Source organism: Kitasatospora sp. NPDC058162, assembly GCF_042884005.1.
Taxonomy (GTDB): Bacteria; Actinomycetota; Actinomycetes; order Streptomycetales; family Streptomycetaceae; genus Kitasatospora.
Map to the genome: position 1 here is coordinate 129465 of NZ_JBHVUS010000009.1, position 17744 is coordinate 147208.

Below are 17744 nucleotides of genomic sequence, written 5' to 3' on the forward strand. Positions count from 1 at the left end.
CCATAGGGTGCGTGCAGGCGGCTGACGGGCCGGCGGGTTCAGGAAAGAGGCGCGGCGAGGTGGGCGCATGAGTGCGGGAACAGGAGCGGGCGGGTTGGAGCAGGCCCTGCGCGAGGTCGCGCCGGAGCGCTTCGACGCGTACGAGCGGCTGCTGCACGCGCTGGCCGACGGCCAGGTCTGGATGCTGCTCTGGCACGGCACGCCGGGCAGCCCGGAGGCCCAGTACGGGAACATGGAGATCAGCGGCCACGGCTACGCGCCGGCCGTCACCTCGCCCGAGCAGCTGACCGCCTCCGGCTGGGCCCGGGCCCACGAGGTCATCTCGGGGCGGGAGATCGCCGCTTCGCTGTACCGCACCCGCTGGGGCCTGTGGCTGAACCCGCACGCCCCGGGCGGCGGGGTCGGGGTGCCGTGGGCGGACCTGCGGCGGGTCGCCGCGGGCCTGGACCGGCTGCCGGCCGGTCCGTTGAAGCTGAGCGAGCCGCAGGTGAACGCCCAGCAGTTCTTCGCGCTGCTGGAGCGGCAGGCCGGCGAGGTGCGCGCGGTACGGGCGCTGCGCCGGGCCTGGGTGCAGCCGGCGGTGGGGGAGCCGTACCTGGCGATCGGCCTGGACCTGTACGAGAGCTCGCCGCCGGCCGTGGAGGCGGTGCGGGCGCTGATGCAGCGGGCGATCGCGGTGGCCCCGGAGGGGCTCGCGGTGTCCACGGTGGCGATGTCGGACGAGTTCGACCCGGTGGCGCTGTGGATGCGCGCCAACGCGCGGCCGTTCTTCGACCGGGAGGCCGGGCGCCCGCCGACCGGCCCGTACCCGACGGCGGCGCCGCCGTACCCGGGGCAGTCGATGCCCGGCCGGCCGGTGCCGGGGCAGCCGATGCCCGGGCAGTCGATGCCGGGCTACGCGTACGGCACCCAGCCGCCCGCGCCGGGCTGGGGCCAGCAGCCCCAGCGGCAGTGGCCCGGCTACCCAGGGCGCTGATTGGCAAACGCAGGAATTGCCAAAATCTTTCCGACGAAGCCGACTTGATTCGCCATCAGGTCGGCTTCGGTCGTTTCCGGACGAATTTCCCCACACTCCGCAGACGTAGCTTGACATGCCTGTTACACCCGTGTGAAGAGGTATATGCCGAAGACCGGAGGGGTGCATGCAGGCAGATCACAGTTGGGCATCTCTCGGTTGTCAGGGCTGGCGCAAGCCAGTTCGGATAGCAGAGAGTTCTGCGCAACGCATCGCGCGTCTGGAAACCCCACGAAGGTGAACGCGCACGCCGACCGCTCGATCCACGCGACGCCCATCCCGCGTGGAGGCAGTGCCCGTGCACGACGCACTGCCGCGACCACCTGCTCCTAGCACCTCCGCACGTCCGCAGCCGTACCGCCGAAGCCGGCGCCCGGCACCCGTGGGCCGGCCACCGTCGGCGAGGGGACCAACTGACCATGACCGCACCCATCACTACCGCCGGGAACGAACCCGAGGCGCCCGCCTCCCCGAGCCCGGCCAAGACGATCGAGGGCCGCTCCCTCGGTCGGATCGCCTGGACCCGCTTCAAGCGGGACAAGGCCGCCGTCGCCGGCGGCGTCGTGGTGATCCTGCTGATCCTCCTGGCCGTGCTGTCCGGGCCGCTCGAGGCCCTGTTCGGGCTCGACCCCGACACGCCGAACCCGGACCTGCTGGACGCCAACCTCGGTGGACTCCCGCTCGGTGACTGGGGCGGGATGAGCGGCGACCACCTGCTCGGCATCGACCCGCTGCAGGGTCGCGACCTGCTCTCCCGCGTGGTCGACGGCTCCTGGGTCTCCCTGCTGGTCGCGTTCGGCGCGACCCTGCTGTCCAACACCATCGGCACCGTGCTCGGCGTGATGGCCGGCTACTACGGCGGCTGGGTGGACACCCTGATCAGCCGGCTGATGGACGTCTTCCTGGCGTTCCCGCTGCTGCTGTTCGCCATCGCGATCTCCGCCTCGCTCCAGGGAGGCGCGTTCGGCCTGCACGGCCTCCCGCTGCACATCCTGGTGCTGATCTTCGTGATCGGCTTCTTCAACTGGCCCTACATGGGCCGGATCGTGCGCGGGCAGACCCTCTCGCTGCGCGAGCGGGAGTTCGTCCACGCGGCCCGCAGCCTCGGTGCGCGCGGCCCGTTCATCCTGTTCAAGGAGCTCCTGCCCAACCTGGTCGGCCCGATCCTGGTCTACTCGACCCTGCTGATCCCGACCAACATCCTCTTCGAGGCCGGACTGAGCTTCCTCGGCGTCGGCATCCAGCCCCCGCAGTCCTCCTGGGGCGGCATGCTCGCCGACGCGAAGAACTACTACCAGGTCGACCCCCAGTACATGGTGGTCCCCGGTGTGGCGATCTTCATCACCGTGCTCGCGTTCAACCTGCTCGGCGACGGGCTGCGTGACGCCCTCGATCCCAAGAGCAACTGACCCTTCGTCAGGACCTTCCTCCTCCACATCCTCAAGGGGTTGATCTCACCCATGCGCAGGTCCCGTACCGTCGCCTTGACCGCCCTGGCCGCCTCAGCGGTCCTGGTCGTCACCGGCTGCACCTCCAGCACCAAGGGCAGCGGCAGCAGCTCCACCTCGGCCGACGCCGGCGGTGGCGCAGATGCCGCCACCAAGCAGATCGTCAACGTCTCGGACAAGAAGGGCGGGACGGTCACCTACGAGATGAAGGGCACCCCGGACTCCCTCGACCCGGGCAACACCTACTACGCGTACATCTACAACTTCTCGCGCCTGTACGCGCGTCCGCTGACCACCTTCAACCCGGCCGCCGGCGCGGACGGCAACAAGCTGGTCCCGGACCTCGCCGAGTCGATGGGCAAGCCCAGCGCGGACGGCCTGACCTGGACGTACAAGCTGCGCGCGGGCCTCAAGTACGACGACGGCACCCCGATCAGCTCCAAGGACGTCAAGTACGCCGTGGAGCGCTCGAACTTCGCGCCCGAGGTGAACTCCAACGGCCCGACGTACTTCCACGACCTGCTGGTCGACAACCCGACGCCGTACCAGGGTCCGTACAAGGACAAGACCGGCGACCTCAAGTCGATCGAGACGCCGGACGACACCACGATCGTCTTCCACCTGCAGCACCCCTTCGCGGACTTCGACTACCTGGTCAGCGCCCCGCAGACCGCGCCGGTCCCGCAGGCCAAGGACACCGGTGCCGACTACGTGAAGCACATCGCGTCCTCGGGCACCTACAAGTTCGAGAGCTACGAGGACGGCAAGCAGGCCGTCCTGGTCCCGAACACCAACTGGGACAAGAGCACCGACCCGATCCGGAAGCAGCTGCCGGACAAGATCGTGCTCAAGATGAACATCGACCAGGCCACCATCGACAAGGACCTGCTGGCCGGCAACGCCCAGGCCGACCTGGTGGGCGGCGGTGTCGACCCGCAGACCCAGGCGCAGATCCTGCGCGACCCGAAGCTCAAGGCGAAGACCGACAACGCCTACGGCGGCCGCCTGGTCTACATGGCGATCAACACCAAGGTCGCGCCGTTCGACAACATCGACTGCCGCAAGGCCGTCCAGTACGCGCTCGACAAGGTCGCGGTGCAGACCGCGCTCGGCGGCCCGATCCGCGGCCAGGTGGCCAGCACCGTCCTCCCGCCGGACATCCCGGGCCACCAGGACTTCAACCTGTACGAGACCAAGGACAACAAGGGTGACCAGGCCAAGGCCAAGGACTCCCTGAAGGCCTGTGGCAAGGACGGCGGCTTCAGCACCGTGCTGTCGGCCCGCACCGAGCGCGCGACCGAGGTCGCCGCGGCCACCTCGATCCAGGCGCAGCTGAAGAACATCGGCATCAACGTCGAGATCCAGCAGTTCCCGCAGGGCAAGTACCTGACCGACTCGGCCGGTGCGCCGCAGTACACCCAGGACCACAACATCGGTCTGATGATGATGCAGTGGGGCGCCGACTGGCCGACCGGCTACGGCTTCCTGCAGCAGATCGTCGACGGCCGCGCGATCAAGGCCTCCGGCAACAGCAACCTGGCCCAGCTGAACGACCCGGCCGTCAACAAGATGCTCGACGACGCCGCGATCAGCCCGGACCAGGCCGCCCGCGAGAAGATCTACGGCGACATCGACAAGAAGGTCATGGAGTCCGCGGTGTACGTCCCGCTGACCGACTTCAAGGTCTTCCTGTACCGCCCGGACAGCGCCACCAACGTCGCCTCCACCTCGGCCTTCTCGGGTGAGTACGACTACCTGAACATCGGCACCACCAAGTAAAGAGCCTGGCTCCGCAATCCCTGAAGGCAGGTGAAGGCAGCGGCGCCCGTCGCCGTCCGGCAGATCCCGGACGGCGGCGGGCCGCCGGAGCCGCCCAACTGTGTTTGCCTACATCATCCGCAGGATCCTCGCGGCTGCGGCGCTGCTGGTCGTCGTCAGCGCGGTCACCTTCGCGATCTTCTTCCTGCTCCCGCGCATCGCCGGCGAGACCACCGACCAGCTGGCCGCGCAGTACATCGGGAAGAACCCCTCGCCCGACGCGATCCAGGCGGTCAAACAGAACCTCGGCTTCGACCAGCCGCTGTACACCCAGTACTGGAACTTCCTCAAGGCACTGGTCAGCGGCGCCGAGTACAAGTTCGGCCCGGAACCGGCCACCTGCCACGTGCCCTGCTTCGGCTACTCCTTCAAGAACCACCTGGAGGTCTGGCCGGAGATGACCAGCCGGATCCCGGTCACCATCTCGCTCGCCATCGGCGCGGCGGTGCTCTGGCTGGTCTCCGGCGTCACCACCGGCGTGATCTCCGCCCTCAAGCCGCGCTCGATCTTCGACCGGCTCTCCATGGGCATCGCGCTGGCCGGCGTCTCGCTGCCGGTCTTCTTCACCGGCGCCCTGCTGCTGTCGCTGTTCAGCTACGAGTGGCCGATCCTGGACAACCTGGAGTACGTCGACTTCACCGCCGACCCGCTGATGTGGGCCCGCAACCTGATCCTCCCGTGGATCTCGCTGGCCTTCCTCTACTCCGCCCTCTACGCCCGGCTCACCCGCGCCGGGATGCTGGAGACGATGAGCGAGGACTACATCCGCACCGCCCGGGCCAAGGGCCTGGCCGAGCGCAAGGTCGTGGTCAGGCACGGGCTGCGCTCCGCGCTCACCCCGATCGTCACCATCTTCGGCATGGACCTCGGCCTGCTGCTCGGCGGTGCGCTGATCACCGAGCAGGTCTTCTCGCTCAAGGGCATCGGCCAGTTCGCCGTCCAGGCGATCTCCGACAACGACCTGCCCAAGATCCTCGGCGTCACCCTGCTCGCCGCCTTCTTCATCGTCGTCTGCAACCTCGTGGTCGACCTCCTGTACGCCCTTGTCGACCCCCGCGTGAGGCTCTCGTGACCGACCTCCAGAAGACCCAGGCGGACGCCGCGCCCACCTCCCCGGGCGACGACCCCTTCCTGTCCGTCCGCGACCTGCGGATCCACTTCGACACCGACGACGGCCTGGTCCGCTCGGTGGACGGGGTCAGCTTCGACCTGCACAAGGGCCGCACCCTCGGCATCGTCGGCGAGTCCGGCTCCGGGAAGTCCGTCACCTCGCTCGGCATCATGGGCCTGCACCGCTCCAAGCGGGCCCGGATCAGCGGCGAGATCCGGCTGGCCGGCGAGGACCTGATCGCGGCCGGAGCGGACCGGGTGCGCCAACTGCGCGGCCGCGAGATGGCGATGATCTTCCAGGACCCGCTGACCGCGATGCACCCCTACTACACCGTCGGCGCGCAGATCGTCGAGGCGTACCGGGTGCACCACCCGCAGGCCACCAAGAAGCAGGCCCGGGCCCGCGCGATCGAGATGCTCGACCGGGTCGGCATCCCGCAGCCGGACCGCCGGGTGGACGACTACCCGCACCAGTTCTCCGGCGGCATGCGCCAGCGCGCGATGATCGCCATGGCCCTGGTCAACGACCCCTCGCTGCTGATCGCCGACGAGCCCACCACCGCCCTGGACGTCACCGTCCAGGCGCAGATCCTGGACCTCATCCGGGACCTCCAGCAGGAGTTCGGCTCCGCCGTCATCATCATCACCCACGACCTCGGGGTGGTCGCCGAGCTGGCCGACGACATCCTGGTGATGTACGGCGGCAAGTGCGTCGAGCGCGGCCCCGCCGAGAGCCTCTTCGACGCGCCCGAACACCCCTACACCTGGGGCCTGCTGGGCTCGATGCCGCGCCTGGACCGGGAGCTGCAGGAGCGGCTCGTGCCGGTCAAGGGCACCCCGCCCAGCCTGATCAACGTGCCCTCCGGCTGCGCCTTCCACCCGCGCTGCCCGTACGCCGCCCTGACCGGCGGGCGCTCCGCGAGCGAGACCCCGGTGCTGGCCGAGGCCGCGCCCGGGCACTTCGCGGCCTGCCACCTGGCGGCCGACGAGCGGCACCGCATCTTCGCCGAAGAGATCGCGCCCCGGCTGTGAGCCCGGCCTCGTACCACCTTTCTGGAGACCACCGATGACGGACACTCAGGGAGCTGTGATCCCCTCTCCGGCGCCCGCCCCCGACCGCGAGCCGCTGCTGAAGGTGACCGGCCTGACCCGGCACTTCCCGATCCGCGGCGGACTGCTGCGGCGCCAGACCGGCGCGGTGCGGGCGGTCGACGGCATCGACTTCACCGTCAACGCCGGTGAGACGCTCGGCGTCGTCGGCGAGTCCGGCTGCGGCAAGTCCACCATGGGTCGGCTGGTCACCCGGCTCGACGAACCCACCGGCGGGACCATCGAGTTCGAGGGCACCGACATCAGCCACCTGGGCGCCGGGGCGATGCGGCCGCTGCGCCGCGACATCCAGATGATCTTCCAGGACCCGTACTCCTCGCTGAACCCCCGGCACACCGTCGGCACCATCGTCAGCGCGCCGTTCAAGCTGCAGGGCGTCCAGCCCGAGGGCGGCGTCAAGAAGGCCGTCCAGGACCTGCTGGAGCTGTGCGGGCTCAGCCCCGAGCACTACAACCGGTACCCGCACGAGTTCTCCGGCGGCCAGCGCCAGCGCATCGGCATCGCCCGGGCGCTCGCGCTCAAGCCGAAGATGATCATCGCGGACGAGCCGGTCTCGGCCCTGGACGTGTCGATCCAGGCGCAGGTGGTCAACCTGCTGGACGACCTCCAGCAGGAGCTCGGCCTGACCTACCTGATCATCGCGCACGACCTCTCGGTGGTCCGGCACGTCTCCGACCGGGTGGCGGTGATGTACCTCGGCAAGATCGTCGAGATCGCCGACCGCGACTCGCTCTACCGCAGCCCGATGCACCCGTACACCAACGCCCTGATGTCGGCCGTCCCGGTGCCCGACCCGCGCCGGCGCCAGCAGGGCGGGCGCGAGCGGATCCTGCTCAAGGGCGACGTGCCCTCGCCGATCAACCCGCCCAGCGGCTGCCGGTTCCGGACCCGCTGCTGGAAGGCGCAGGACGTGTGCGCGAGCCAGGAGCCGCCGCTGGCGGTCCTGAAGACCGGGCACCAGGTGGCGTGCCACTTCCCGGAGAACGCGCCGGAGGGTGCCGCCTCCTGAGGTCGTAGGCGGAGGGGAGGGTTCCGCGCAGGTCATAGTTGTTCCCGTGACCTCGCAGATCTTCCCCTCCGACGTGCAGCAGTCGCTGGACCTCGTCGGCATCTTCGTCTTCGCGCTCTCCGGGGCGCTGCTCGCCGTCCGCAAGAACATGGACATCTTCGGGATCTGTGTGCTGGCCGAGGTCACGGCCCTCGGCGGCGGGGTGATGCGCGACCTGGTGATCGGCGCGACCCCGGTGGCCGCCTTCACCAACCTCGGCTACTTCCTCACCCCGCTCGCCGCCGGCCTGGTGGTGTTCTTCCTGCACCCCGAGGTCGAGCGGATCAACCGCGCGGTGCAGACCCTGGACGCCCTCGGCCTCGGCCTGTTCTGCGTCACCGGCACCGCCAAGGCGCACGACTACGGGCTCGGCGCGGTCGCCGCCGTCGCGCTCGGCATGGTGACCGCGGCCGGCGGCGGGGTGATCCGCGACGTGCTGGCCGGGGAGATCCCCTCGCTGCTGCGCTGGGACCGCGAGATCTACGCCGTCCCGGCCCTGGTCGGCGCCGCCCTGGTGGCCGTGCTGATCGGCGCCGACCGGCTCACCGGCGCCACCGGCACCGCCGCCGCGCTCACCGCCTTCGGACTGCGGATGCTCGCCCTGAAGTACGGCTGGCGTGCCCCGCGGGCCTGGCACCGCAACGGTTCTCGCACCAGCGAGGAGTAGGCGAGCCGCCGCACGCGAGCGAGATCGCCTCGGCCGTGCAGAGCAGCTCCGGCAGCATCCGGGCCAGCTCGGCGGGCGGCACCTGGCCGGCCGGGGCGCTCAGCGCGCAGGCCGCGACCGTCCGTCCGCCGCTGCCCGCGACCGGCGCGGCCACGCAGGTCACCGGCTCCCGGTGCTCGGCCGACTCGGCCGCCCAGCCCCGGCGGCGCACCGCCGCCAGCTCGGCCGGCAGCTCCTCCTCGCGCACGCCGTCCTCCGGCAGCCCGGCGAGCAGCACCCGCCCGACGGCCGTCCCGGTCACCGGGGCGCGCCGCCCGATCCGCGGCGGGCGGGCCGCCGACGGTGCGGCCACCTCGTCCAGGTAGAGCACCTCGCCGTCGTGCAGCACGGCCAGCTGCACGGTGTAGCCGCAGCGGGCGTTGAGCGCGGCCAGGTAGGGCGCGGCGACCTGCCGGACGTCGAAGTCCTCCAGCGCCCGGTGGGCCAGCGACAGCACCCGGCCGCCGACCCGGTAGCGCAGGTCGGGCTGGCGCCGGACGAACCCGTGCTCCTCCAGGGTGCGCAGCAGCCGCAGCGCGGTGGACTTGTGCACCCCGAGGCTGCTCGCGGCCTGCTCCAGCGAGAGCGGCCCGTCGCCGAGCGAGCCGAGCAGCGTCAGCGCGCGGTCGACCGACTGCGACATGACGCCCCCTGGAACGCTGGAACCCGATGGAGAAGTGGTCGTCAGGCTAACCGCTGGGCGGCGCAGTGGTACAAACCAGTGCCGGACGCCGCCCTCCCGGGGACGCGGCCGGTGGCTTGATCGGTGCGCACCCAGGTCCTGTTCGGACAGGACCTGGTGGGGCCCCGGGGCATGCCCTCTACAATCGGATGGTTATGCCATACCTGGACCATGCGGCGACCACGCCGATGCTGCCCGAGGCGATCGCCGCGATGACGGCGCACCTGGGGGTGGTCGGCAACGCCTCGTCCCTGCACGCGGCCGGCCGCCGAGCCCGCCGGGTGGTCGAGGAGTCCCGCGAGTCGCTGGCCGAATCCCTCGGCGCCCGCCCGAGCGAGATCGTGCTCACCGGCGGCGGCACCGAGTCGGACAACCTGGCGGTCAAGGGCCTCTACTGGGCCCGCCGGGACGCCGATCCGGCCCGCGTCCGGGTGCTGTGCAGCCCGGTCGAGCACCACGCGGTGCTGGACGCGGTGCACTGGCTCTCCGAACACGAGGGCGCGACGGTCGAGTACCTGCCGGTGGACGAACTGGGCCGGGTGCACCCCGAGGCGCTGCGCGCCTCGATCGAGCGCGACCCCGGCTCCGTCGCCCTGGTCACCGTGATGTGGGCCAACAACGAGGTCGGCACCGTCCAGCCGGTGCGCGAACTCGCCGCCGTGGCAGCCGAGTACGGCATCCCGATGCACGCCGACGCGGTGCAGGCGCTCGGTCAGGTCCCGGTCTCCTTCGCCGAGTCGGGCCTCACCGCACTCACCGTCACCGGGCACAAGATCGGCGGCCCGTTCGGCATCGGCGCGCTGCTGCTCTCCCGCGGCGCCGCGCCCGTCCCGCTGCTGCACGGCGGCGGCCAGGAGCGCGACGTGCGCTCCGGCACCCTGGACGCCCCCGCCGCCGCCGGCTTCGCGGCCGCCGCCTCGCTGGCCGTCGACCGGCGGGCGGAGCACGCGGTGACGCTCGGCGCGCTGCGCGACGAACTGGTGGCCGGGGTGGCCGCGGCCGTCCCGGACGCGGTGCTCAACGGTGACCCGGCGGGGGAGGGCCGGCTGCCCGCCAACGCCCACTTCTCCTTCCCCGGCTGCGAGGGCGACGCGCTGCTGATGCTGCTGGACGCCCAGGGCATCGAGTGCTCCACCGGCTCGGCCTGCTCGGCCGGGGTGCCGCAGCCCAGCCACGTGCTGCTCGCGATGGGCGTCGACCCGCTGCTGGCCCGCGCCTCGCTGCGGTTCTCGCTCGGGCACACCTCGGTCCGCGAGGACGTCACGGCGCTGGTGGCGGCCATCGGCCCGGCGGTGCAGCGGGCCCGCAACGCGGGCCTGGCCTCCGTACGCAGGTAACGCCTAGGGGGCCCGGGGCATGTCCGGGCGCCCCGTAGGCTTGTACTCACCATGACTGACTTCCCGGGTGCCCCGACCACTCCGTCCACCGGCCGCCTGCGCGTGCTCGCGGCGATGTCCGGCGGGGTCGACTCCGCCGTCGCCGCCGCCCGTGCCGTCGAAGCGGGGCACGAGGTGACCGGCGTGCACCTGGCCCTGTCCGCCAACCCGCAGTCCTTCCGGACCGGCGCGCGCGGCTGCTGCACCATCGAGGACTCCCGGGACGCCTGGCGCGCCGCCGACGTGATCGGCATCCCCTTCTACGTCTGGGACCTTGCCGAGCGCTTCCGCGAGGACGTGATCGACGACTTCGTCGCCGAGTACGCGGCCGGGCGGACCCCGAACCCCTGCCTGCGCTGCAACGAGAAGATCAAGTTCGCCGCGCTGCTGGACAAGGCGATCGCGCTCGGCTTCGACGCCGTCTGCACCGGCCACTACGCCCGCATCGTCGACCTGCCCTCCGGGGAGCGCGAGCTGCACCGCGCCGTCGACGCGGCCAAGGACCAGTCCTACGTCCTCGGAGTGCTCGACGCCGACCAGCTCGCCCACTCGCTCTTCCCGCTCGGCGACACCACCAAGGACGCCATCCGGGCCGAGGCCGAGCAGCGCGGCCTGGCCGTCGCCAAGAAGCCCGACAGCCACGACATCTGCTTCATCGCCGACGGCGACACCCAGGGCTTCCTGGCGCAGTACCTCGGCACCGCCACCGGCGACATCCTCGACGTGGACGGCACCAAGCTCGGCGAGCACGACGGCGCCTACGGCTTCACCATCGGCCAGCGCAAGGGCCTGCGGATCGGCCGCCCGGCCGCCGACGGCAAGCCGCGCTACGTGCTCGACATCTCGCCGGTGAACAACACCGTCACGGTCGGCCCGGTCGAGGGCCTCGACGTCACCGCCCTGACCGCCATCCGCCCCCGCTGGTGCGGCACCGAGGCCCTGGTCGAGGGCCGCTACACCGCCCAGCTGCGCGCCCACGGCGAGGAGGTGCCGGTCACCGCCTCGGTCGTCGACGACACCCTCCACGTCCGCCTCGACACCCCGGCCCGCGGCATCGCCCCCGGCCAGGCCGTCGTCCTCTACGACGGCACCCGGGTCATCGGCTCCGCCACCATCGCCACCACCGAGCGCCCGGCGGTCCGGGCCTGAACGGGCCATGGCGCCGTCATCCGGAGGGATGACGGCGCTGGGTCGGGTGGATGACCGGGGCCGGAGAGGGCATCCGGGCGGCTGATTCGGGGGTCCGGGGCGCGAACCTAGCCTCTGGGACATGACCCGAATCCACCGCATCGCGGCCGTTGCAGCGCTCGTGCTCGCCCTTCCCCTCCCGCTGGCCGGGGCCGCGACGGCCTCGCCCGCGCCCGCGCCCGCCGTCGCCGCGCAGGCCCCCGCCGCCTTCCACGGCGAGCTGCCCCGTCCGACCGGGCGGTACGAGGCGGGCGAGGAGGTGCTGCGGCTGACCGACCACAGCCGCACCGACCCGTGGGTGCCCGCGGCGGGGCCCCGGCAGCTGGCGGTGTCGGTGTTCTACCCGGCCCGGCCGGGCAGCGGGGAGCCGGCGCCGTACATGACCCCCGGTGAGGCACAGGGCTTCCTGGCGACCCGGGTGCCGGCCGGCACCGGGCTCCAGCCGCAGGACCTCGTGAACCTGGACACCCACGCCTACACCGGCGCCAAGGCCGCGGGCGGGAAGTTCCCGCTGGTGGTCCTCTCGCCCGGCTTCGAGAACCCGCGCGCCACGCTGACCGGCCTGGCGACCGACCTGGCGAGCCACGGCTACGTGGTGGCCCTGGTCGGCCACACCTACGAGGACTCCGGCGAGACGCTCGCCGACGGCACCACCCCCGGCTGCGCGCTGTGCGACACCGGCGCACCGGACTCGCTCCCGGACAGCCGGGCGAAGGACGTGTCCTTCGTCCTGGACCAGCTGACCGGGCAGCACCCGGTCTGGCGGCTGTCCCACCTGATCGACCGCGACCGGATCGGGATGGCCGGGCACTCGATCGGCGGCGACGCGACGCTCAACGCGATGGCCGAGGACCGGCGGATCCAGGCCGGGGTGAACATGGACGGCACCTTCTGGGCGCCGATCCCGACCGACACGCTCCAGGGCCGCTCGTTCCTCCTGCTCGGGAAGGACAGCGACCACTCCGCGAACGGCGGGGACACCTCCTGGGCGAAGACCTGGGCGGGCTGGCAGGGCTACAAGCCCTGGCTGACCGTCGCGGGCACCAACCACGGCAGCTTCACCGACGTCCCCGTGCTGGCCGAGGAGGCCGGCATCCCCGCCCCCGCGGGGACGACCACCTCGGCGGAGCGCGGGATGCAGCTGACCCGGGAGTACGTCGGGGCCTTCTTCGACCGGACGCTCAAGGGCCGCCACGAGCCCCTGCTGGACGGCCCGTCGGCCGCCGACCCGGAGGTGGTCTTCCAGCACCCGTAGCGGCCCTCCAGGCCCGGCCGTGGCGCGCTCCACGGCAGGGCCCGGCGGCCCCGGGGGCGGCGCCCGTCGCGGCGCGGGGACTGCGGGTAAAGCCGGTGAGCGGCGGCGGGCGGGCGTGATAGACCAGACGGCATCATGAATATCTGCGTCTTCTGCTCCGCGTACTCGCTCGACGACCGCTACTCCGCCCCCGCCGCCGAATTCGCCCGGCTGCTCGGGGAGGGCGGGCACACCCTGGTCTGGGGCGGCTCCAACGCCGGCCTGATGGGCCTGCTCGCCGACGAGGTGAAGGCGGCCGGCGGCAAGCTCGTCGGCGTGCTGGTCGAGATGCTCAAGCACAAGGGCTACGTCGGGGCCGACGAGCTGGTGATGACCGCCGATCTGGCCGAGCGCAAGCGGGAGTTGGCCGCCCGGGCGGACGCCGTCGTGGTGCTGGTCGGCGGGCTGGGCACGATGGACGAGGTCACCGAGGTGCTGGAGCTCAAGAAGCACGGGATCTTCGACAAGCCGGTCATCCTCCTGGACACCGAGGGCTTCTACGCGGGCCTGCGCACCCAGCTGGAGCGGATGGACGCCGAGGGCTTCCTGCCGCGGCCGCTGGCCGAGCTGGTCGGCTTCGCCGACACCCCCGCCGAGGTCTTCGCCCAGCTCAAGGCCTGAGAGGATCGGGCCCATGGCTGCACATCTGATCACCGGCGCCGGCTCCGGCATCGGCGCCGTCCTGACCGAGAAGCTCGCCGAACGCGGGGACGAGCTCTGGCTGCTCGCCCGGGACGCCCGGCGGGCCGCCGAGCTGCGGGACCGCTTCCCCGGCGCCCGCACCCTGGTCGGCGACCTGGGCGACCCCGGCAAGCTCTCCTGGGCCTTCGGGCACCAGGCCCTGCCCGTCGAGCTGGACTCCGTCCTGCACGTGGCCGGCATGGTGGAGCTGGGCACCGTGGGCGACCTGCCGGTGAAGGCCTGGCAGGACACCCTGAACGTCAACCTGGTCGCCCCGGCCGAGCTGACCCGGCTGCTGCTGCCCTCGCTGCGCCTGGCCAAGGGACACGTGGTGTTCGTCAACTCCGGCGCCGGGCTCACCGCGCACGCCGAGTGGTCGGCGTACGCGGCCAGCAAGCACGGCCTGAAGGCGCTCGCCGACGCGCTGCGCCAGGAGGAGCACGCGAACGGCGTCCGGGTCACCTCGGTCTACCCGGGCCGCACCGCCACGGCGATGCAGGCCAAGGTGCACCAGCAGGAGGGCAAGGAGTACGACGCCGGGCGCTGGATCGACCCGGAGTCCGTCGCCAAGGCCGTCCTCGCCGCCCTGGACGCCTCCCGGGACGCCGAGATCACCGACCTCACCGTCCGCCCCGGCCGCTGACCGTCGGCGCCGACCCGGACACCGGCGAACGTCGGAGGCGCCGCGCACTAGGCTCGGACGGGTGAGCACACCCTTCCCCGACCTGCGCGGCGCCGCCACCGGCGTCGGTTCGCTTCCCGGCACCGACGCCCGGGAGGCCGCCAAGACCTCCACCGGGGCGCTGGAGCAGCTGCCGTTCCTGCCGGAGCTGCCCGCCCGCGGCCCGGGCGCCGACATGATCGGCCGCAGCGCCGGCCTGCTGGTCGAACTCTTCGCGCAGACCGAGCCCAGCGGCTGGCGCTTCGCCGACCGCCCCGGCCGGGACACCCGCCGCGCCCACTCCTGGCTCGGCGAGGACCTGGACGCCCTGGAGGAGTTCACCCAGGGGTACCAGGGCGCGCTCAAGGTCCAGGCCGTCGGCCCGTGGACGCTGGCCGCCGCCATCGAGCTCAGGCACGGCGAGAAGGCGCTCGCCGACCCCGGCGCCTGCCGGGACATCGCCGGCTCGCTCACCGAGGGCCTGCGCCGCCACCTGGCCGAGGTCCGCAAGCGGGTGCCGGGCGCCGAGCTGGTGCTCCAGCTGGACGAGCCCTCGCTGCCCGCCGTGCTGGCCGGGTCGGTGAAGACCGCCAGCGGCTTCCAGCGGCTGCGCGCCGTCGACCGGCAGGTCGCCGAGGAGGTGCTGCGCGAGCTGATCCGCGGCCTGGACGCTCCGGTCGTGGTGCACTCCTGCGCGCCGGACGTCCCGATCCCGCTGCTGCGCCGGGCCGGTGTCGCCGGGATCTCGCTGGACTTCTCCCTCCTCACCGACCGCCAGGACGACGACCTGGGCGAGGCGGTGGAGGGCGGCACGGCGATCCTCGCCGGTGTCGTCCCCGCCGTTGACCAGGCGGTGTCCGACCCGGCCGGTAGTGTCCAGGGGGTCAGGACCTTGTGGCGCAGGCTCGGGTTCGCTCCGGAGCTGCTGGGCCGTCGCGTGCTGGTGACGCCGACCTGCGGGCTCGCCGGGGCCTCCCCGGCGTACGCGCGCAAGGCGCTGTCGCTCGCGGCGCGGGCGGCGCAGAGCCTGGTGGACAACCCGGAATGAGAACGTAGGAGGGCTTGCGGTGACGGCTGTCGAGGGCTGGGAGGACGTCCCGGCGGAGGTGCGCAGGCGGCACGCCGAGCTGGCGGCGGAGATCACCGACCACCGCGCCCGGTACTACGAGCAGGACGCGCCGGTCGTCAGCGACGCCGAGTTCGACGCGCTGATGCGCGAGCTGGAGGCGATCGAGGCCGAGCACCCGGGCCTGGTCACCCCGGACTCGCCCAGCCAGCGGGTCGGCGGCGCCGCCACCGGGCTGTTCGCCGCGGTCGAGCACCGCGAGCGCCTGCTCAGCCTGGACAACGCGATGGACGACGAGGAGCTGGCCGCCTGGGCCGAGCGCGTCGCCACCGAGCTGCACGGCATCGAGTACCACTACCTGTGCGAGCTCAAGGTGGACGGCCTGGCCGTCAACCTCACCTACGAGAACGGCCAGTTGGTGCAGGCGGCGACCCGCGGCGACGGCCGGGTCGGCGAGGACATCACCGCCAACGTCCGCACCATCAAGGAGATCCCGCACCAGCTCAAGGGCGAGAACATCCCCGAGCTGGTGGAGATCCGCGGCGAGGTCTACTTCCCGACCGAGGAGTTCGACGCGCTCAACGCCTCCTTCGCGGAGGAGAACGAGCGCCGCCGGCAGGAGAACGAGGAGCGCGCCAAGGAGGGCAAGCGGCCCCGGGCGATGATCCGGCTGTTCATGAACCCCCGCAACGCCGCCGCCGGTTCGCTGCGCCAGAAGGACCCGCACGTCACCGCCTCCCGCCCGCTGCACATGGTGGTGCACGGCATCGGCGCCCGGGTCGGCTTCGACATCGACAACCAGTCGCACGCCTACCGGCTGCTGCATGACTGGGGCCTGCCCACGGCCCGGCACAACGAGGTGGTCGGCACGCTCGCCGAGGTCCGGGCGTTCATCAAGCACTTCGGCGAGCAGCGGCACTCGGTCGAGCACGAGATCGACGGCGTCGTGGTCAAGGTGGACGAGATCGCCCTCCAGGGCCGGCTCGGCGCCACCTCCAAGTCCCCGCGCTGGGCGATCGCCTGGAAGTACCCGCCGGAGGAGGTCACCGGCAAGCTGGCGGAGATCCGGGTCGGGGTCGGGCGCACCGGCCGGGCCACCCCGTTCGCGGTGCTGGCCGAGCCGGTGAAGGTGGCCGGCTCGATGGTGCAGTACGCGACGCTGCACAACCAGGACGTGGTCAAGGCCAAGGACGTCCTGCTCGGCGACACCGTCGTGCTGCGCAAGGCCGGTGACGTGATCCCGGAGATCCTCGGCCCGGTCTACGACCTGCGGGACGGCACCGAGCAGGCCTTCGTGATGCCCTCGCACTGCCCGGAGTGCGACACCGAGCTGCGCCCGATGTCCGAGGGGGACATCGACCTGCGCTGCCCCAACGCCCAGCACTGCCCGGCCCAGATCCGGGAGCGGATCGCCTTCCTCGGCGGGCGGCAGTGCCTGGACGTCGAGGGCCTGGGCTACGTCGCGGCCACCGCGCTGACCCAGCCGCTGGAGCCGGCCGAGGCCCCGGTGCGCAACGAGGGCGACGTCTTCGGGCTGACGGCGGAGCAGCTGCTGCCGATCAAGGTGCTGGTGCGCGACCAGAAGACCGGCATGCCCAAGCTGGACGACCGGACGGGCAAGGAGAAGGAGGTCTTCTTCTTCGCGACCACCAAGGGCGAGCCGAAGAAGTCGCTGCAGACCCTGCTGGACAACCTGGAGGGGGCCAAGGACCGTCCGCTCTGGCGCTTCCTCAACGGCCTGTCGATCCGGCACGTGGGCCCGGTGGCGGCGCAGGAGCTGGCGCGGGAGTTCCGGGACCTCGACCGGGTCTTCTCGGCCACCGAGGAGGAGTTGGCGGCGGTCGAGGGCGTGGGCCCCACCATCGCCCGCTCGATCCGGGAGTGGTTCGAGGAGGAGTGGCACCGGGAGATCCTGGAGAAGTGGCGCGCCGCCGGCGTCCGCTTCGTCGAGGAGTTCGCGGACGAGGAGGAGGCGGAGCGTCCGCTGGAGGGCCTGACCGTCGTGGTCACCGGGACGCTGGCCGGCCACACCCGGGACGGTGCCAAGGAGGCGCTGACCTCGCGCGGAGCGAAGGTGACCGGTTCGGTTTCGAAGAAGACCGATTTTGTGGTCGCCGGTGACAACCCCGGGTCCAAGTTCGACAAGGCGGTGCAGCTCGGCCTGCCGGTCCTGGACGACGCGGGCTTCGCCGTCCTGCTCGCCGACGGACCGTCTGCCGCCCACGCCCACCTGGGACTTCCGGAGCCGGAGGCGCCCGAGGAGCCCGCCGCCGCACCGGTCGAGGGCTGATCGGGAGCGGACCCGAGCGCCCGGCGGCCGGATCCGTGTTGTTATCGTCCTGATGCAACGTCACCGGGTGCCGTCCAGTGAAAGCGGGCATTGTGTCACTGTGCGACACCCGGGCGCGGTGGCGCGTTTCCGGTTGTCCGAAAGTCTGCCCACCGGGTGGACCCCGGCATACCCTGGAGCGCAACAGAGTGTCAGCAGGGGTGGGGGCACCGGCTCAGCCGGTGCTCCTCGGGGTCGCTCCATGCCCGGCA

Annotated in this window: 15 protein-coding genes; 14 read left to right on the forward strand and 1 reads right to left on the reverse strand. The window is 72.0% G+C overall.

Annotation, left to right across the window (positions count from 1 at the left end):
• The first annotated feature begins 67 nt into the window (after positions 1-67).
• The 7 genes from ACFVXG_RS19745 to ACFVXG_RS19775 all read left to right on the forward strand — a co-directional run bounded on the left by ACFVXG_RS19745 (position 68) and on the right by ACFVXG_RS19775 (position 8216).
• Positions 68-976 carry an enhanced serine sensitivity protein SseB C-terminal domain-containing protein gene (locus tag ACFVXG_RS19745; RefSeq protein WP_387929164.1) on the forward strand — a complete coding sequence of 303 codons (909 nt, stop codon included), beginning with the start codon at positions 68-70 and terminating at the stop codon, positions 974-976.
• Between the two features lie 458 nt (positions 977-1434).
• Complete coding sequence (locus ACFVXG_RS19750) at positions 1435-2424, forward strand: ABC transporter permease (protein ID WP_387929166.1); 990 nt, start codon at positions 1435-1437, stop codon at positions 2422-2424.
• Positions 2425-2475: 51 nt separating this feature from the next.
• Entirely contained in the window at positions 2476-4242 is a 1767-nt protein-coding gene (locus tag ACFVXG_RS19755; protein ID WP_387929168.1) for an ABC transporter substrate-binding protein, read from the forward strand.
• A 100-nt stretch (positions 4243-4342) separates the two neighbouring features.
• Positions 4343-5353, forward strand: a complete 1011-nt coding sequence (locus ACFVXG_RS19760) for an ABC transporter permease (protein WP_387929170.1) — start codon at positions 4343-4345, stop codon at positions 5351-5353.
• Positions 5350-6423 (forward strand): ABC transporter ATP-binding protein, encoded by a 1074-nt coding sequence (locus tag ACFVXG_RS19765; RefSeq protein ID WP_387929172.1) that lies wholly within the window; start codon positions 5350-5352, stop codon positions 6421-6423. The genes ACFVXG_RS19760 and ACFVXG_RS19765 overlap by 4 nt, the downstream gene beginning before the upstream one ends.
• Positions 6424-6457: 34 nt before the next feature.
• Positions 6458-7510, forward strand: coding sequence for an ABC transporter ATP-binding protein (locus ACFVXG_RS19770; RefSeq protein ID WP_387929174.1), 1053 nt, complete (start codon positions 6458-6460; stop codon positions 7508-7510).
• Positions 7511-7556: 46 nt separating this feature from the next.
• Positions 7557-8216, forward strand: a complete 660-nt coding sequence (locus ACFVXG_RS19775; protein ID WP_350504297.1) for a trimeric intracellular cation channel family protein — start codon at positions 7557-7559, stop codon at positions 8214-8216.
• Here the strand turns inward: ACFVXG_RS19775 and ACFVXG_RS19780 are convergent.
• Positions 8122-8898, reverse strand: a complete 777-nt coding sequence (locus ACFVXG_RS19780; RefSeq protein WP_387929177.1) for an IclR family transcriptional regulator — start codon at positions 8896-8898, stop codon at positions 8122-8124. The genes ACFVXG_RS19775 and ACFVXG_RS19780 overlap by 95 nt on opposite strands.
• Before the next feature lie 194 nt (positions 8899-9092).
• Between ACFVXG_RS19780 and ACFVXG_RS19785 the strand changes: the two genes are divergently transcribed.
• The 7 genes from ACFVXG_RS19785 to ligA all read left to right on the forward strand — a co-directional run bounded on the left by ACFVXG_RS19785 (position 9093) and on the right by ligA (position 17493).
• Complete coding sequence (locus tag ACFVXG_RS19785; RefSeq protein ID WP_387929179.1) at positions 9093-10274, forward strand: cysteine desulfurase family protein; 1182 nt, start codon at positions 9093-9095, stop codon at positions 10272-10274.
• 51 nt (positions 10275-10325) lie between these two features.
• Positions 10326-11462, forward strand: coding sequence for a tRNA 2-thiouridine(34) synthase MnmA (gene mnmA / locus ACFVXG_RS19790; RefSeq protein ID WP_387929180.1), 1137 nt, complete (start codon positions 10326-10328; stop codon positions 11460-11462).
• Between the two features lie 121 nt (positions 11463-11583).
• Entirely contained in the window at positions 11584-12756 is a 1173-nt protein-coding gene (locus tag ACFVXG_RS19795; RefSeq protein WP_387929182.1) for an alpha/beta hydrolase family protein, read from the forward strand.
• Positions 12757-12891: 135 nt separating this feature from the next.
• Entirely contained in the window at positions 12892-13416 is a 525-nt protein-coding gene (locus ACFVXG_RS19800) for a TIGR00730 family Rossman fold protein (RefSeq protein ID WP_387929184.1), read from the forward strand.
• A gap of 13 nt (positions 13417-13429) precedes the next feature.
• Complete coding sequence (locus tag ACFVXG_RS19805) at positions 13430-14119, forward strand: SDR family oxidoreductase (protein WP_387929185.1); 690 nt, start codon at positions 13430-13432, stop codon at positions 14117-14119.
• 61 nt (positions 14120-14180) lie between these two features.
• The gene (locus ACFVXG_RS19810; protein WP_387929187.1) at positions 14181-15185 is read left to right on the forward strand and encodes a methionine synthase; all 1005 of its coding nucleotides are present in this window, start codon (positions 14181-14183) and stop codon (positions 15183-15185) included.
• Positions 15186-15204: 19 nt separating this feature from the next.
• Positions 15205-17493, forward strand: coding sequence for an NAD-dependent DNA ligase LigA (gene ligA, locus ACFVXG_RS19815; RefSeq protein ID WP_387929189.1), 2289 nt, complete (start codon positions 15205-15207; stop codon positions 17491-17493).
• Positions 17494-17744 lie beyond the last annotated feature (251 nt).

What these genes read in the sequence shown, in the direction of transcription:
- ACFVXG_RS19745 (WP_387929164.1), top strand. Translation starts at nt 68, where the DNA reads ATGAGTGCGGGAACAGGAGCGGGCGGGTTGGAGCAGGCCCTGCGCGAG.
- ACFVXG_RS19750 (WP_387929166.1), top strand. Translation starts at nt 1,435, where the DNA reads ATGACCGCACCCATCACTACCGCCGGGAACGAACCCGAGGCGCCCGCC.
- ACFVXG_RS19755 (WP_387929168.1), top strand. Translation starts at nt 2,476, where the DNA reads ATGCGCAGGTCCCGTACCGTCGCCTTGACCGCCCTGGCCGCCTCAGCG.
- ACFVXG_RS19770 (WP_387929174.1), top strand. Translation starts at nt 6,458, where the DNA reads ATGACGGACACTCAGGGAGCTGTGATCCCCTCTCCGGCGCCCGCCCCC.
- ACFVXG_RS19780 (WP_387929177.1), bottom strand. Translation starts at nt 8,898, where the DNA reads ATGTCGCAGTCGGTCGACCGCGCGCTGACGCTGCTCGGCTCGCTCGGC.
- ACFVXG_RS19785 (WP_387929179.1), top strand. Translation starts at nt 9,093, where the DNA reads ATGCCATACCTGGACCATGCGGCGACCACGCCGATGCTGCCCGAGGCG.
- mnmA (WP_387929180.1), top strand. Translation starts at nt 10,326, where the DNA reads ATGACTGACTTCCCGGGTGCCCCGACCACTCCGTCCACCGGCCGCCTG.
- ACFVXG_RS19795 (WP_387929182.1), top strand. Translation starts at nt 11,584, where the DNA reads ATGACCCGAATCCACCGCATCGCGGCCGTTGCAGCGCTCGTGCTCGCC.
- ACFVXG_RS19800 (WP_387929184.1), top strand. Translation starts at nt 12,892, where the DNA reads ATGAATATCTGCGTCTTCTGCTCCGCGTACTCGCTCGACGACCGCTAC.
- ACFVXG_RS19805 (WP_387929185.1), top strand. Translation starts at nt 13,430, where the DNA reads ATGGCTGCACATCTGATCACCGGCGCCGGCTCCGGCATCGGCGCCGTC.